At 70.7% G+C, this 14059-nt stretch carries 15 protein-coding genes; 10 read left to right on the top strand and 5 right to left on the bottom strand.

What is annotated here, in order from left to right:
- Positions 1-17: 17 nt before the first annotated feature.
- On the top strand, positions 18-755 hold the full coding sequence (locus ABZT06_RS09795; RefSeq protein ID WP_355737509.1) for a potassium channel family protein: 738 nt from the start codon (positions 18-20) through the stop codon (positions 753-755).
- 732 nt (positions 756-1487) lie between these two features.
- Here ABZT06_RS09795 and ABZT06_RS09790 read toward each other — a convergent pair.
- Both ABZT06_RS09790 and ABZT06_RS09785 read right to left on the bottom strand, forming a co-directional pair.
- Positions 1488-1799, bottom strand: a complete 312-nt coding sequence (locus ABZT06_RS09790; RefSeq protein ID WP_057615275.1) for a hypothetical protein — start codon at positions 1797-1799, stop codon at positions 1488-1490.
- Positions 1800-2051: 252 nt separating this feature from the next.
- Positions 2052-3671 (bottom strand): MFS transporter, encoded by a 1620-nt coding sequence (locus tag ABZT06_RS09785; protein WP_355737505.1) that lies wholly within the window; start codon positions 3669-3671, stop codon positions 2052-2054.
- A 66-nt stretch (positions 3672-3737) separates the two neighbouring features.
- Here ABZT06_RS09785 and ABZT06_RS09780 point away from each other — a divergent pair, with 66 nt between their 5' ends.
- The 3 genes from ABZT06_RS09780 to ABZT06_RS09770 are packed head-to-tail and all read left to right on the top strand — an operon-like array spanning position 3738 to position 6560.
- Positions 3738-4373, top strand: a complete 636-nt coding sequence (locus ABZT06_RS09780) for a TetR family transcriptional regulator (RefSeq protein WP_355737503.1) — start codon at positions 3738-3740, stop codon at positions 4371-4373.
- A gap of 54 nt (positions 4374-4427) precedes the next feature.
- Entirely contained in the window at positions 4428-5645 is a 1218-nt protein-coding gene (locus ABZT06_RS09775; RefSeq protein WP_355737501.1) for an alpha/beta hydrolase, read from the top strand.
- Positions 5646-5702: 57 nt separating this feature from the next.
- On the top strand, positions 5703-6560 hold the full coding sequence (locus ABZT06_RS09770; RefSeq protein WP_355738268.1) for a DUF4429 domain-containing protein: 858 nt from the start codon (positions 5703-5705) through the stop codon (positions 6558-6560).
- Positions 6561-6624: 64 nt separating this feature from the next.
- On the opposite strand, the gene ABZT06_RS09765 is transcribed toward ABZT06_RS09770, so the two are convergent.
- Entirely contained in the window at positions 6625-7641 is a 1017-nt protein-coding gene (locus ABZT06_RS09765) for an aldo/keto reductase (protein ID WP_355737498.1), read from the bottom strand.
- Positions 7638-8102: a MerR family transcriptional regulator gene (locus tag ABZT06_RS09760; protein WP_355737495.1), complete on the bottom strand. Its 465-nt coding sequence runs from the start codon at positions 8100-8102 to the stop codon at positions 7638-7640. Before ABZT06_RS09760 ends, ABZT06_RS09765 begins: the two co-directional genes overlap by 4 nt.
- 97 nt (positions 8103-8199) lie before the next feature.
- On the opposite strand from ABZT06_RS09760, the gene ABZT06_RS09755 reads away from it, so the two are divergent.
- Both ABZT06_RS09755 and ABZT06_RS09750 read left to right on the top strand, forming a co-directional pair.
- A complete protein-coding gene (locus tag ABZT06_RS09755) occupies positions 8200-8670 on the top strand; it encodes an N-acetyltransferase (protein WP_355737492.1) in 471 nt (156 codons plus the stop codon).
- A gap of 19 nt (positions 8671-8689) precedes the next feature.
- The gene (locus ABZT06_RS09750; RefSeq protein WP_355737489.1) at positions 8690-9505 is read left to right on the top strand and encodes a serine hydrolase domain-containing protein; all 816 of its coding nucleotides are present in this window, start codon (positions 8690-8692) and stop codon (positions 9503-9505) included.
- On the opposite strand, the gene ABZT06_RS09745 is transcribed toward ABZT06_RS09750, so the two are convergent.
- Complete coding sequence (locus tag ABZT06_RS09745; protein ID WP_355737486.1) at positions 9502-10155, bottom strand: pirin family protein; 654 nt, start codon at positions 10153-10155, stop codon at positions 9502-9504. The two genes, ABZT06_RS09750 and ABZT06_RS09745, sit on opposite strands and share 4 nt — an antisense overlap.
- Positions 10156-10459: 304 nt before the next feature.
- On the opposite strand from ABZT06_RS09745, the gene ABZT06_RS09740 reads away from it, so the two are divergent.
- From ABZT06_RS09740 to ABZT06_RS09725, 4 genes are all read left to right on the top strand, one after another.
- On the top strand, positions 10460-11665 hold the full coding sequence (locus ABZT06_RS09740) for a helix-turn-helix domain-containing protein (RefSeq protein ID WP_355737483.1): 1206 nt from the start codon (positions 10460-10462) through the stop codon (positions 11663-11665).
- Positions 11666-11754: 89 nt separating this feature from the next.
- Positions 11755-12669: an ACP S-malonyltransferase gene (locus tag ABZT06_RS09735; protein WP_355737480.1), complete on the top strand. Its 915-nt coding sequence runs from the start codon at positions 11755-11757 to the stop codon at positions 12667-12669.
- 17 nt (positions 12670-12686) lie between these two features.
- Positions 12687-13682: a ketoacyl-ACP synthase III gene (locus ABZT06_RS09730; protein ID WP_355737477.1), complete on the top strand. Its 996-nt coding sequence runs from the start codon at positions 12687-12689 to the stop codon at positions 13680-13682.
- 77 nt (positions 13683-13759) lie between these two features.
- Entirely contained in the window at positions 13760-14008 is a 249-nt protein-coding gene (locus tag ABZT06_RS09725) for an acyl carrier protein (RefSeq protein WP_007381745.1), read from the top strand.
- Positions 14009-14059 lie beyond the last annotated feature (51 nt).

Raw genomic sequence — 14059 nt, 5'->3', positions numbered from 1 at the left:
TTCTTTACGATGCGGGTATGACGGAACAGTCGGCGCAGGCCCGTTGGGAACAGCACACCCAGCGTCCTCTTCTGGCGCTCGCGGTGCTGTTCGCGGTCGCCTACGCCGTGCCGATCGTGGACGCCTCGGTGGGACGGTCGCTGACGACGGTGTGCACGGTGGCCGAGTGGGTGGTGTGGGGGGTCTTCGCCGTCGACTACCTCATGCGGTTGTCGCTCTCGCGGGACCGCCGTGCGTTCGTACGGCAGCACTGGATGGACCTGTGCGCGGTGGTGCTGCCGCTCATACAGCCCCTGCGGTTGCTGCGGCTCGTCTCCACGCTGCTGCTGGTGGGGCGGCGTGCGCGGATGGCCTCGCAGATCAGGGTGACGACGTACGTCGGCGGGGCGGTCGTCGGGCTGCTGATGTTCGGCTCGCTGGCCGTGCTCTCGGTGGAACGGGACTCGCCGAACGGGAACATCCGCACACTGGGTGACGCGGTGTGGTGGTCCTTCACGACCATGACGACCGTGGGCTACGGCGACCACGCCCCCACCACCGGCCTGGGCCGCATGATCGCGGTCGGGCTGATGCTGTCCGGGATCGCCCTGCTGGGTGTGGTGACCGCGAACATCGCCGCCTGGTTCATCGAGCGCTTCGAGAAGGACGACGTGGAGGAACGCGAGCAGACGGAGGCGATCCGCGTCCTGACGGAGGAGGTCCGGGCTCTGCGAGCGGAGGTCGCGGCCCTGCGGAAGACGTCCGTCGGGGGGTGACGTCGAACTCCGGCGGCGACGAGCTCGGTCCCAGCCGACTCCCACGGCCCCGATCCCACCGACAGACGACGGAGGCCCCGGGCCCGCCCACGAGGCGGACGGCGCCTGCTCGCCCCACCCGGGGGAGACGGTCCCTCACCCGCTGCCCGGGGTGGTCCCACCGATCCGAGCACTGACGCGGAAGCCCCGGGTCCGGACCAGGTCGGGCGGACCCCCGGTCGACCCACCGAGGGGCCATGCCTCACCCGCAGTCCAAGGCGGCCACACCGATCCAAGCACCGACACGGAAGCCCCGGATCCGGCCGAGGTCGGGCGGACCCCCGGTCGACCCACCGAGGGGCCATGCCTCACCCGCAGTCCAAGGCGGCCACACCGATCCGAGCACCGACACGGAAGCCCCGGATCCGGACCAGGTCGGGCGGACCCCCGGTCGACCCGTCGGCGGTGACCGCAGCGAACCGAGCGCTGAGGCGGGGGGTCCCGGTCCGGCCGACGGCGCGACCCCGCGCTGGACATCACAGACTCCGGCCCCCGATTCGCAGCGGACCGTCCCACCGGGAGACGGTCCCTCACCCGCTGCCCAACGTTGCCGCAGGGACCGGTCACTGACGCAAGAGGTCCAGGCCCTGCCGACGCCGTGATCCCGCGCCGGACACCACAGACCCCGGTCCCCCAAGACGCGGGCGGGCCCCCGGTCGTCCCACCGGGGGCCCTTCCCTCACGCGCCCCGGGTCAGAACAACCCGCTGCCCGGGGTGGCCGCTCCGACGAGCCAGATGATCGCCAGGAGCGTGTCGATGGCGCCCAGTACGAAGGCGACCAGAGCAGGCCAGGCACGGTTGCCGCCCGACCAGGTGCGGCCCATGGCGAGCCAGCCGCAGACGATCGCGACGGGGCCCAGGATGATGCCCAGTACGAAGAAGCCCGCGATCGCGCAGATGACTCCGATGATTCCGAGCGTCGCGCGATCCGGCCCGGTCCGTGACCACGTCCGGCCACGTGATCGGGGGTACCTGCGCGTTCCGTGTCCGAAGCCCGCCATCATCAACTCCCTGACACCCTAGGTTGGTTGGGTTCGTCTCGGGTTCAACGATGCGAGTACCCCGGTCCGCGCGGTTAATCCTCCGGCCTTGCGGCGCGCCGCCCCCCTCCGGCAGCGCGCCGCAGCGCCGTCCGCCCTCCGCGGCGTACGAGCGTGCCGTGCGGAGGACTTGACTTACTGTGACCTGCGGCGCGTACCGGGTGCGAGAAATCTTTAGCCTCTTCACCCTGATAGGGGAAGAACACTGAAGTCCCGTCAGATGTGGCCCACGCCCGCGCCCGCCTCCGCGTTCACCCCGCGCTTGGTGAACAGCGCGACCAGGATCGCGAACGCGGCGACTCCGGCAGCGACGAGGGACGCGAGGCTCATCCCCGAGATGAACGTGTCGTGGGCGACGTCGGTGATCTTCGCCGCGATCTCCGCCGGGGTCCCCTTGGCCACCGGGGCCACGCCCACCTGGACCGCCTCCGACGCCTGGTCCAGCTGCGCCGGCGTGAGCGGGGGCAGACCCGCGGCCTTCCAGTTGCCCGGGAGATCGCCGTCCACCTTGGAGGCCATCACGGCACCGAGGACGGCCGTACCGAGGCTGCCGCCGATCTGCATCGCGGCCTGCTGGAGACCGCCGGCCACACCGGAGAGCTCCATGGGCGCGTTGCCCACGATGACCTCCGTGGCGCCGACCATCACGGGCGCGAGGCCGAGGCCGAGCAGCGCGAACCAGAGGGACATCAGGGCGCTGCCGGTGTCCGTCTCCAGCGTGGACATGCCGTACATGGCGATCGCGGTGGCCGCCATGCCGCCGGCCAGCGGGATCCGCGGGCCGAGCTTGGTGATCAGCGCACCCGCGAGCGGGGAGCCGACGATCATCATCCCGGTCAGCGGGAGCAGGTGCAGACCCGCGTCGATCGGGCTCATGCCGTGCACGTTCTGGAGGTAGAACGTCACGAAGAACAGGCCGCCCATGAACGCGATCGCCATGAGCACCATGAGGACCACACCCGCCGACAGCGCCACCGAACGGAACAGCCCGAGCGGGATCAGCGGCTCCTTGACCTTCGTCTCCCAGAGCGCGAACAGCGCGAAGCCCACGACGGAGACGACGATGAAGGTCCAGGTCAGTCCGTCGCCCCAGCCCCAGGTCGGGGCCTTGATGAGCGCCCACACCAGGCAGAACATGGCGCCCGACAGCAGGGCTATGCCCAGGAGGTCGAAGGAGCGCGGGGCGTTCTCGGCGCGGTGGTCGAGCAGGATCAGCACCCCGAGGACGAGGGCGAGGACACCCACCGGCACGTTGATGAAGAACACCGACTGCCAGTTGACGTGCTCGACGAGGACACCGCCGAGGATCGGGCCGCCGGCGGTGGAGGCGCCGATGACCATGCCCCAGATACCGATGGCCATGTTGAGCTTCTCGGCCGGGAAGGTGGCCCGCAGCAGACCGAGCGCGGCCGGCATCAGCAGGGCGCCGAACAGGCCCTGCAGCACGCGGAAGGTGACGACCGCGGCGATGCTGCTGGACAGTCCGATCGCACCCGAGGCGGCGGCGAAGCCGACGACACCGATCAGGAAGGTCTGGCGGTGGCCGAAGCGGTCACCGAGCTTGCCCGCGGTGATCAGGGCGACCGCCAGCGCGAGGAAGTAGCCGTTGGTGATCCACTGGACGTCCGCGAAGCTCGCCTTGAGGTCGGCCTGGATGGCCGGGTTGGCGATGGCCACGATGGTGCCGTCGAGGGCCACCATCATGACCCCCACCGCCACGGTCAGCAGGGTGAGCCACGGGTGCCCGCGCAGCCCGGAGGAGGACGGCTGATCCGACGGGGACTGTGACGCCCTGTCCCCCGGCCCCGTCGTATCGATGGTGGTCTGACTAGTCATGTGTTCGAGGCTAGTGACAGCCACTGACAATTGACAAACCAATTCACAAGTCGGTAACTGACACCAATGGAAACACTGCGAGAACGCAAGAAGCAGCGCACCCGGGAGGCACTGCTGCGGGTGGCCATCGAGCTCTTCACCACCCGGGGCTACGAGCAGACGACCGTCGACGACATCGCCGACGCTGTCGGGGTCTCGCAGCGCACCTTCTTCCGCTACTTCGCCGGCAAGGAGGACGCCGCGCTCGCGCTCGACGAGATGACGGTGACGCGCTTCGTCGACGGCGTACGCGCGCGTCCGCCGCACGAACCCCCGCTGGAGGCGCTGCGCCAGGCCGTACTGGAGGGCTGGGACACGCTGCACGAGGTCGTGGAGTCGGTCGTACCGGTGGAGCGGTTCCTGGCTCTGTACCGGGTGATCGAGTCGACGCCCGTGCTGCTCGCCGCGCATCTGCGGCGCTCGGCGGAGGCCGAGGAGGTGCTCACACGCGTGCTCGCCGAACGCGAGGGCCTCGACGCGGCCACCGACCCGCGCCCCAGGCTGCTGGTGGCCGTCTTCAGCGGCGTGATGCGGGTGACGGAACGGCAGTGGTCGACCGACGGGGAGTTCAGCCTGGAGGCGATGCGCGCGTTGACGGTCTCCCACCTCGAACTGCTGGGTCCGGCGTTGACCGGCAAGTGGGTCCCCTACCTCAAAACGTGATCCCTGTCACTCGATTAACCCGAGACCGTCCCGTTCTCCTAGTGTGTCCTTTCAGTGACTTCCTTCGACACCTCCCCGCAACTCAACGTCTGGCGCGCACTGCTCGCGCTGGCCGTGGTGTTCGTGATGCTGGCGACCACCGGCTGGACCGCTCTGCGCAACCAGAGGGAGGCCACCCAGCTCCAGGCCTCGCTCGAGTCCTGGGGGCATGGCCACCTCCAGGGACACCGGCTGCCGGATCCGGAGACCGCCCCCGCCCAGCTCACGCGCTTCTTCGCCTCGCTCACCTCCCAGGAGCGGGTCCGTCTCGCCCAGAGCTATCCGCTCGCGGTCGGCAACATGAACGGCGCCCCCGTCGGACTGCGCTACCAGGCCAACCGCCTCGCGCTGCTCCAGGCCCGCGGTGCCGAGCGAAAACGCATGCACGACCCCCGGCTCACGCCGGCCGGTCAGCAGGAGGCGGGCCGCCGTATGCACCGCTTCGAGTCGCTGACGGCCCCGGAACGCCACATCCTCGCCTTCGACCCCGACGGCTCCGGCCGGGTCGCCGAGGTCTTCGGTGATCTCCGCACGGCGGAGCGGATCTCCGTCGTCGTGCCCGGCGTCGACACCGACCTGCTCACCTTCCAGCGCACCAACCGCAGTTTCTCCGCGCCGGTCGGCATGGCCCAGGCCCTCTACGGGGCCGAGCGTGAGGCGAGCCCGTCCACGCGGACGGCGGTGATCGCCTGGGCCGACTACACGGCGCCCGCCGGACTCGGCATCGACTCGGCCACCGCGATGCGCGCCGAGGACGGCGCCGTCCGGCTGAACGCGCTGGTGCGCGCGCTGCCCGGCACCGCGCCCGTCTCCCTGTTCTGCCACAGCTACGGCTCCGTGGTGTGCGGGGTGGCCGCGCACACGCTGCCCGGCCGGGTGGCCGACATCGCGGTGGCCGGCAGCCCCGGGATGCGGGTCGCCAACGCCTCCCACCTGCGCACCACCGCGCGCGTGTGGGCGATGCGGGACGCCGACGACTGGATCCAGGACGTGCCGTACCTGGAGGTCGGCGGGCTGGGCCACGGCGCCGACCCGGTGTCCTCCGCGTTCGGCGCGCGGGTGCTGTCCGCGCGGGGCGCGGACGGTCATGCCGGTTACTTCGAGCCCGGAACGGAGAGTCTGCTCAACTTCGCCGAGATCGGCATTGGCGCGTACCGCTCGGTGCACTGCGCCCACGAGGACGAAGCCTGCCGCGCCGGTTTGTCCGGCACGGCCACGGCCGGACGCGCGTAGAGACCGCAGGAACTGCGGTCTGCGCGAGGAGGGACGAAGGAGCTCGTGCCGAATACGATGACCCGCATGGGTGACGTACTGGCCGGATTTCATGCCGCCTGGGAGTTCGAGTCCGACTCCGTGCTCATCCGCTACGAACGGGGGATTCGCACACCGAAGCTCTTCCAGGCGCTGGGGGAACGACGGATCCCCCTGGAGGCGATCTCCGGGGTGACGCTGACTCCAGGGAAGCGGGGCACGGTGGTGCTGCACGCCGAGCCGCGGCCGGGGGCGGATCCGCTCATGGAGGCGGCGGCGGGGCAGCTGAAAGAAGGGTGCGATCCGTACCGGCTGGTGCTGCCGGCCGACAAGGAGACGCTCGCCGAGTACTACGCGGACGAGTTGCGTACGCTCCTGAAAGAGGACGACGAGCCGGCCGAACGTTTCCTGGTGCCCGCGCCCGAGGTGCCGTTGCAGTTCAAGGCGTACGACGGGAAGGCGTCCTTCGACGGCCGTACCGTGCGTTTTCGCTGGTTCTGGACGGGAGCGTCGTCGGCGAAGTGGAAGGCCGGCGACCAGAGCTTCCCGGTGTCCGAGCTGACGGGTGTCGAGTGGCGGTCACCGGAGGTCTTCGAGGGGCACCTGCGGTTGCTGCGCGGGGAGCCTGGGCCGGTACAGGCGGACCAGGATCCGGCGGCTGTGGTGTTCGGGCTGGGGTACGGGCCGGTGCACGAGTCGTTGCCGTTCGCGGCGGCGGTGCTTGCGGCTGTGCGGGGGCGGGGGGCTACGGCAGCGGTCCCGGCAGCGGGTGTGCCGCGCCGGGACCCTGCGGATATTGCCGAACGGATTCGCCATCTAGGGGAGTTGCATCAGGCCGGGCTGGTCACTGATGAGGAGTTCTCCGTGAAGAAGGCGGAGTTGTTGGCGGAGCTCTGAGGTTCGTCGCCGGGTGCGGGCCGGTGGGGGCTTGTCGCGCAGTTCCCCGCGCCCCTGGGTGGGTTCACTCACGCCCTGCCGACGAGAACCGCATGTCCGCGTACCGGTCGCCCGCCACCTTCGCCGCTATCGGTTCCAGCAGCTCCAGTTCCTCCTTGGTGAGCTCGATGGCCGTCGCCGCCGCGTTCTCCGCCACCCGGGTCGGCTTGCGGGTGCCGGGGATCGGGATCACCGGGAGGTCGTGGACCGTCGTCTGCTGCTGGACCCAGGCCAGGGCGACCTGGCCCAGGGAGACTCCGTGGGCCTCGGCGACCGTGCGGATCGGCTCCAGCAGGGCCGCGTTCGCCGCCGCGTTGTCGCCCGTGAAGCGGGGCTGCTGGCGGCGGAAGTCGTCGGCGGTGAGGTCCTTGTCGGCATTGGTGAAGGAGCCGGTGAGGAAGCCGCGGCCGAGCGGGGAGTACGGGACGAGGGCCACGCCCAGTTCGCGGGCGGCCGGGACCACCTGGGCCTCGATGTCCCGGCTGAACAGGGACCACTCCGACTGGACGGCGGCGATCGGGTGCACGGCCTGTGCGGCTCGCAGCTCCGCCGAGGTGACCTCGCTCAGGCCCAGGTGCTTGACCTTGCCTTCGCGCACCAGCTCGGCCATGGTGCCGACGGAGTCCTCGATCGGCACGTTCACATCGCGCCGGTGCATGTAGTAGAGGTCGATCGCGTCGACGTCCAGGCGCCTCAGGCTCGCCTCGACTGCCTGGCGGATGTACGGCGGTTCGTTGCGGATGACCCGCCGGGTCGGGTCGTCCGGCGGGATGAACAAGGCGAACTTGGTGGCTATCACGACCTCGTCGCGGTGCGCCTTGAAGAACGGGGACAGGAACTTCTCGTTCTCCCCGTTGCCGTAGGCGTCCGCCGTGTCGTAGAGCGTGATGCCGAGCTCCAGGGCCCGCTCCAGGGTGGCCCGGGACTCCTTCGCGTCCGGGGGGCCGTACGCGAAGCTCATGCCCATGCAGCCGAGTCCCTGGACGCCGACCTCGGGGCCTGTGTCGCCGAGCCGTGCGGTCGGGATCGTGCTGTCCGTCATCCTGCCTTCTCCGTTTCGTAGGTGCGACCGGCTCCGGCGTAGAAGCTGATCTTCCGGTCGAGCACGGCGAGCGTGTCCTGGAGCTCCGCGATCCGGGACAGGACGTCCCGGCGGGTCGACTCCAGGAGCTCGAACCGGTCGGTGAACGTGTGGTCGCCCTCCCGCACCAGTTCCGCGTACCGGACCATGTCGGCGACCGGCATGCCGGTGAGCCGCAGCTTGCCGACGAAGTCGAGCCAGTCCAGGTCGCGGTTGCTGTAGCGGCGCTGGCCGGTGTGCGAGCGGTCGATGTGCGGCATCAGGCCGATGCGCTCGTACCAGCGCAGGGTGTGCGCGGTCAGGCCGGTGAAGGCGACGACCTCGCTGATCGTGTAGCTGTCCTGGCCTGCCGGGCGCCGGTGGGGGTGCGGCGGGGCGGCGCAGCTGTCGGTCCTGGTACCCGTGGTCTCCATCACCGTCATGACCCCAACGCTATGGCCTTGGAGTGCACTCGAAGCAAGCGGAACCGGTAAGAAATCCGCGGGACGCGCCACCGGAGCGGTCGCTAGCGTGCGGCTCATGAGTCTCGTACGCCGTGCCACGACCGAGGACGCCGAAGAAGTGCTGCGTCTGCGCCAGGTGATGATCGACGCACTGCCCGGCGGGGACGTCTCCACAGGGTGGCACACGGAGGCACTGCCGTCGCTGCGAGGGAGGCTGGGCGAGGCCGACGGGGACTTCGCGGCCTTCGTCGTCGACCATCCGGACCGGCCGGGGGCGCTGGCCGCGCTGGTCGTCGGGACGGTCGACTACCGGATCGGGAAGGCGGGCAATCCGCACGGGCTCGCCGGGTACGTCTTCAGCGTCGCCACCGACCCGGACGCGCGTCGGCGCGGGTACGCGCGCGCGTGCATGGACGAACTGCTGGCGTGGTTCCGCGAGCGGGGTGCCGGGCAGGTCATGCTGACCGCCTCCCCGGAGGCCGAGCCGCTCTACGTCTCCCTCGGTTTCGTCCCCAAGCCGGACCCCACGATGATTCTGAAGCTGTGAGCCGCTTACTCTCGACGGCATGTCCTTGCAGAGCCTCGCGTCGATCGAGAACTGGCCGGTTCCCACCGCTGCGGCGGGGGTGGTGCGCGCCGACGGCACGGTCCTCGGCACCCACGGGCCGACCGCTCACCGCTTCCCGCTGGCCTCGGTCACCAAGCCGCTCGCCGCGTATGCCGTCCTCGTCGCGTACGAGGAGGGGGCCGTCGAGTTCGACGAGCCGGCCGGGCCGAGCGGATCGACGGTGCGGCACCTGCTCGCGCACACCTCGGGGCTGGCCTTCGACGAACACCGGGTGACGGCCGCTCCCGGGGAGCGGCGGCTGTACTCGAACGCGGGGTTCGAGCAGCTCGGTGACCATGTCGCCAAGGCGACGGACATTCCGTTCGCGGAGTATCTGCGGCAGGCGGTGCTGGAGCCGCTGGGCATGACGTCGACGTCCCTGGAGGGCTCCCCCGCGAAGGACGGGGTGTCGACGGTCGAGGACCTGCTGCGGTTCGCGGCGGAGGTGCAGGCACCGCGGCTGCTGGACCCGCGGACGGTCGCGGAGGCCATGACGGTCCAGTACCCGGGCACGAAGGGCGTGCTGCCCGGCTACGGCCACCAGAACCCCAACGACTGGGGCCTCGGCTTCGAGATCCGCGACGGCAAGTCCCCCCACTGGACGGGCTCTTCGTCCTCGCCGCGCACCTTCGGGCACTTCGGCCAGTCCGGCACGTTCCTGTGGGTCGACCCGGCCGCGGGGGCGTCCTGTGTGGCGCTGACGGACCGCGCGTTCGGACCGTGGGCGATCGAGGCGTGGCCGGCGTTCACCGACGCGGTGCTGGCCGAGCTCTAGGACATCTCCCACACCAGCAGCTCGGCCGGGGTCACCGCCACCACGTCCAGTTCCTCGGCGTCGGTGACCCGGGCCGCGTCACCGGCCCCCAACTCCTCGCCGTCCAGCCGTACTTCGCCCCGCACGACGTGGACGTACAGGTAGCGCCCGTCCGGCACCGCCGTCCGCTCCCCCGCGCCCAGCCGCCGCACGTGGAGCATCGCGGCGGCCTCCGGGATCGCGTAGGGCGTCGAGTCGGCGATCCCGCGGACGATCTCGTACGACGGCTCACCGCCGGGCTCGAGCGGCGCCAGCCAGGTCTGCACGAAGGTCAGCGGGGTCTCGGCGTCGTTGCGCTCGACGTGCCGGACGCCCGCGGCGGCGCTCAGCCGCTGGACGTCTCCGGCCCGTACGACCGTCTCGTGCCCCGTGGAGTCGCGGTGGGTCAGTTGCCCCTCGACCACCCACGTGACGATCTCGGTGTGGCTGTGCGGGTGCTCGTCGAACCCGGCCCCGGGCACGAGCCGTTCCTCGTTGCAGGCGATCAGCGCGCCGAACCGGAGGTTGCCGGGGTCGTAGTGCGGCCCGAACGAGAAGGCGTGCCACGACTCGATCCCGGCGCCGGGATCCCCGCCTGGGTAGCGCTCCGCTGCGCGCCGTACGTCCGTCACGGGACCACGGTAGCCGCGCGGCCACGTGTCCGACGGCGTAGGCCACCGACGAGCGGCAACGGCCCACCGACTCGGCCTGCACCCCGGACACCGGCCGTGAGGGAGCGCAGGGGGCGCATCGGTGTCGAGAGGGCATGGGGGCCCCTCCCGCTCGAGGGAAGCCGAAAGTGGGGGAGCGCGGAGGCCCGAAGGGTCGAGCACGATCCGCCTCTCGACACCGACTGAGGCGCCCCCGGAGCGACCGAACCATCAAGCACAGCCCCGGCGGCGCGCACTGACGTCCGGATAAGGCAGTCTTGTCCCCGTGCCCGAACCCGAACACCGCAAGTCCGACCCCTCCGCGCCCGGCGCCCACGCCCACGCCGCGACCCTGAAGCGGCTGGAGAAGTCGTCCGGGTCGCTCGCGCAGCAGGCCATCACGCGCATGGACGAGACGCTGCCGTGGTACCGGGCCATGCCCCCGGAGAACCGTTCCTGGATCGGGCTGGTCGCCCAGGCCGGTATCGCGGCCTTCACCGAGTGGTTCCGGCGTCCGGACGCCCCCCAGGCCATCTCCACCGACGTGTTCGGCACCGCTCCCCGTGAGCTGACCCGGGCCATCACACTGCGGCAGACCGTGGAGATGGTGCGCACCACCATCGAGGTCATGGAGAGCGCGATCGACGAGGTCGCCGCCCCCGGTGACGAGTCCGTGCTGCGTGAGGCCCTGCTCGTGTACGCCCGCGAGATCGCCTTCGCCACCGCCCAGGTCTACGCCCAGGCCGCCGAGGCACGCGGCGCCTGGGATGCCCGCCTCGAGTCGCTGGTCGTGAACGCCGTGCTGAGCGGTGAGGCCGACGAGGGGGCCGTGAGCCGGGCCGCCGCGCTGGGCTGGAACTCTCCCGAGCATGTGTGCGTCGTCCTCGGTCCCGCTCCCGAGGGTGACTCCGAGCTGACCGTCGAGGCCATCCGGCGGGCCGCCCGGCACGCCAAGCTCCAGGTGCTGACCGGGGTCCTCGGGGCCCGGCTCGTCGTGATCGCGGGCGGCAGCGACAACCCCCTCGCCGTGGCCAAGTCGCTGATCGGGCCCTACGCGGCCGGACCCGTGGTCGCCGGGCCCGTCGTACCCGATCTGCTGGCCGCCACGCGGTCCGCGCAGGCCGCCGCCGCCGGGCTCAAGGCGTGTTCCGCCTGGCAGGACGCCCCGCGCCCGGTACTGGCGGACGACCTGCTTCCGGAGCGCGCGATGGCCGGTGACCCCAGTGCGCGCGAGCAGTTGGTGGAGGAGATCTACAGACCACTGGAGGTGGCCGGTTCCGCGCTCCTGGAGACGCTCTCCGTCTACCTCGAACAGGCGTCCAGTCTGGAGGGTGCGGCCCGGATGCTCTTCGTGCATCCCAACACCGTGCGCTACCGGCTTCGACGTGTGACTGACGTCACCGGCTGGTCGCCCTCCGATGTACGTTCGGCGTTCACCTTGCGGATCGCGCTCATCCTGGGGCGTCTGGCCGACGGGGATCTCCAGCCCTAGGCTTTTGTCGGGGGCCCACAAAACCCCCTCCTGTTCTTCGTCCCTGTCCCCACGGGCGGCTTGGGCCGCCCTCAAGAGAGAGTGTGAGAGTGCTCGTACTCGTCGCTCCCGGCCAGGGCGCCCAGACGCCCGGCTTCCTGACCCCCTGGCTCGAACTCCCCGGTGCCGCGGACCGCGTCGCCGCGTGGTCCGACGCCATCGGACTGGACCTCGCCCACTACGGCACACAGGCCGACGCGGACGCCATCCGCGACACCTCCGTCGCCCAGCCGCTGCTGGTCGCGGCCGGGATCCTGTCGGCCTCGGCACTCGGTGCCGTCACGCCGGGCGCCGTCGCGGGCCACTCCGTCGGTGAGATCACCGCCGCCTCCTTCGCCGGCGTCCTCGACGACACCGCCGCCCTCACCCTTGTACGCAAGCGGGGTCTGGCCATGGCCGACGCCGCCGCGATCACCGAGACCGGCATGTCGGCGCTGCTCGGCGGCGACCCCGAGGTCTCCGTCGCGCACCTGGAGAAGCTGGGCCTGACCCCGGCGAACGTCAACGGCGCCGGGCAGATCGTCGCCGCGGGCACGCTGAAGCAGCTCGCCGTCCTGAACGAGGACAAGCCCGAGGGCGTCCGCAAGGTCGTCCCGCTGAAGGTCGCCGGCGCCTTCCACACGCACCACATGGCCCCCGCGGTCGACGCGCTGGCCAAGGCCGCCGCCGATCTGACGCCGGCCGACCCGACGGTCACGTACGTCTCCAACAAGGACGGCCAGGCCGTCGCCACCGGCGCCGAGGTGCTGGAGCGGCTGGTCGGGCAGGTCGCCAACCCGGTCCGCTGGGACCTGTGCATGGAGACCTTCAAGGAGCTCGGCGCCACCGCGTTCATCGAGGTCTCCCCCGGCGGCACGCTGGTCGGCCTCGCCAAGCGCGCGCTGCCCGGCGTCACGACGCTGGCCCTGAAGACCCCCGACGACCTCGACGCCGCTCGCGAGCTCATCGCTGAGCACAGCGCCTGAAAAGGAGCACCAGAGCAATGTCGAAGATCAAGCCCAGCAAGGGCGCCCCGTACGCGCGCATCCTCGGTGTCGGCGGCTACCGCCCGACCCGGGTCGTGCCGAACGAGGTGATCCTCGAGACGATCGACTCGTCCGACGAGTGGATCCGCTCGCGCTCCGGCATCCAGACCCGGCACTGGGCGAACGCCGAGGAGACCGTCGCCGCGATGTCGATCGAGGCGTCCGGCAAGGCGATCGCCGACGCCGGGATCTCCGCCGAGCAGATCGGCGGCGTGATCGTCTCGACCGTCTCGCACTTCAAGCAGACCCCGGCGGTGGCGACGGAGATCGCCGACAAGCTGGGCACGAACAAGGCCGCCGCCTTCGACATCTCGGCGGGCTGCGCGGGCTTCGGCTACGGCCTGACCCTCGCCAAGGGCATGATCGTCGAGGGCTCGGCAGAGTACGTACTTGTCATCGGCGTGGAGCGGCTCTCGGACCTCACCGACCTCGAGGACCGGGCCACGGCCTTCCTGTTCGGCGACGGCGCGGGCGCGGTCGTCGTGGGCCCCTCCCAGGAGCCGGGCATCGGCCCCACGGTCTGGGGCTCCGAGGGCGACAAGTCCGAGACGATCAAGCAGACCGTGGCGTGGACCGAGTACGACTCCACGGGCAAGTTCCCTGCGATCACGCAGGAGGGCCAGGCGGTCTTCCGCTGGGCCGTGTTCGAGATGGCGAAGGTCGCCCAGCAGGCGCTGGACGCGGCCGGGATCAACCCGGACGACCTGGACGTCTTCATTCCCCACCAGGCCAACGAGCGGATCATCGACTCGATGGTGAAGACGCTCAAACTGCCGGAGCACGTCACGGTCGCGCGTGACGTACGCACCACCGGCAACACCTCGGCCGCCTCGATCCCGCTCGCGATGGAGCGGCTTCTGGCGACCGGCGAGGCGAAGAGCGGCGACACCGCGCTCGTCATCGGATTCGGGGCGGGTCTCGTCTACGCCGCCACTGTCGTTACCCTCCCCTAGGCACTCCGTGCCGGATCAACCGGTCCGGGACGGGAAGCACTGCCAACCCTCTGAACAAGAAAACGAAGGAGCGCCCAATGGCCGCCACTCAGGAAGAGATCGTCGCCGGTCTCGCCGACATCGTGAACGAGATCGCCGGCATCCCGGTTGAGGACGTCCAGCTGGACAAGTCCTTCACCGACGACCTGGACGTCGACTCGCTGTCCATGGTCGAGGTCGTCGTCGCCGCCGAAGAGCGCTTCGACGTCAAGATCCCGGACGACGACGTCAAGAACCTCAAGACGGTCGGCGACGCCACCGACTACATCCTCAAGCACCAGGCCTGAGTCTCCCGGGCTCCCTCCGGAGCCCTCCAGGCCGGACATGCCCGGCCCCGC

Source organism: Streptomyces sp. NPDC005483, assembly GCF_040606035.1.
In the GTDB taxonomy this organism is placed as follows: domain Bacteria; phylum Actinomycetota; class Actinomycetes; order Streptomycetales; family Streptomycetaceae; genus Streptomyces.
Note: the sequence above shows the minus strand (reverse complement) of the source record. Positions and strands in the feature narration are given on the sequence as shown.

Bases quoted from the DNA above. Each gene is read 5' to 3' on its own strand.
- ABZT06_RS09765 (WP_355737498.1), bottom strand. From the start codon at position 7,641: ATGACGGACAGCACGATCCCGACCGCACGGCTCGGCGACACAGGCCCC.
- ABZT06_RS09750 (WP_355737489.1), top strand. From the start codon at position 8,690: ATGTCCTTGCAGAGCCTCGCGTCGATCGAGAACTGGCCGGTTCCCACC.
- ABZT06_RS09730 (WP_355737477.1), top strand. From the start codon at position 12,687: ATGTCGAAGATCAAGCCCAGCAAGGGCGCCCCGTACGCGCGCATCCTC.
- ABZT06_RS09760 (WP_355737495.1), bottom strand. From the start codon at position 8,102: ATGACGGTGATGGAGACCACGGGTACCAGGACCGACAGCTGCGCCGCC.
- ABZT06_RS09785 (WP_355737505.1), bottom strand. From the start codon at position 3,671: ATGACTAGTCAGACCACCATCGATACGACGGGGCCGGGGGACAGGGCG.
- ABZT06_RS09755 (WP_355737492.1), top strand. From the start codon at position 8,200: ATGAGTCTCGTACGCCGTGCCACGACCGAGGACGCCGAAGAAGTGCTG.
- ABZT06_RS09770 (WP_355738268.1), top strand. From the start codon at position 5,703: ATGACCCGCATGGGTGACGTACTGGCCGGATTTCATGCCGCCTGGGAG.
- ABZT06_RS09780 (WP_355737503.1), top strand. From the start codon at position 3,738: ATGGAAACACTGCGAGAACGCAAGAAGCAGCGCACCCGGGAGGCACTG.
- ABZT06_RS09725 (WP_007381745.1), top strand. From the start codon at position 13,760: ATGGCCGCCACTCAGGAAGAGATCGTCGCCGGTCTCGCCGACATCGTG.
- ABZT06_RS09795 (WP_355737509.1), top strand. From the start codon at position 18: ATGACGGAACAGTCGGCGCAGGCCCGTTGGGAACAGCACACCCAGCGT.
- ABZT06_RS09790 (WP_057615275.1), bottom strand. From the start codon at position 1,799: ATGATGGCGGGCTTCGGACACGGAACGCGCAGGTACCCCCGATCACGT.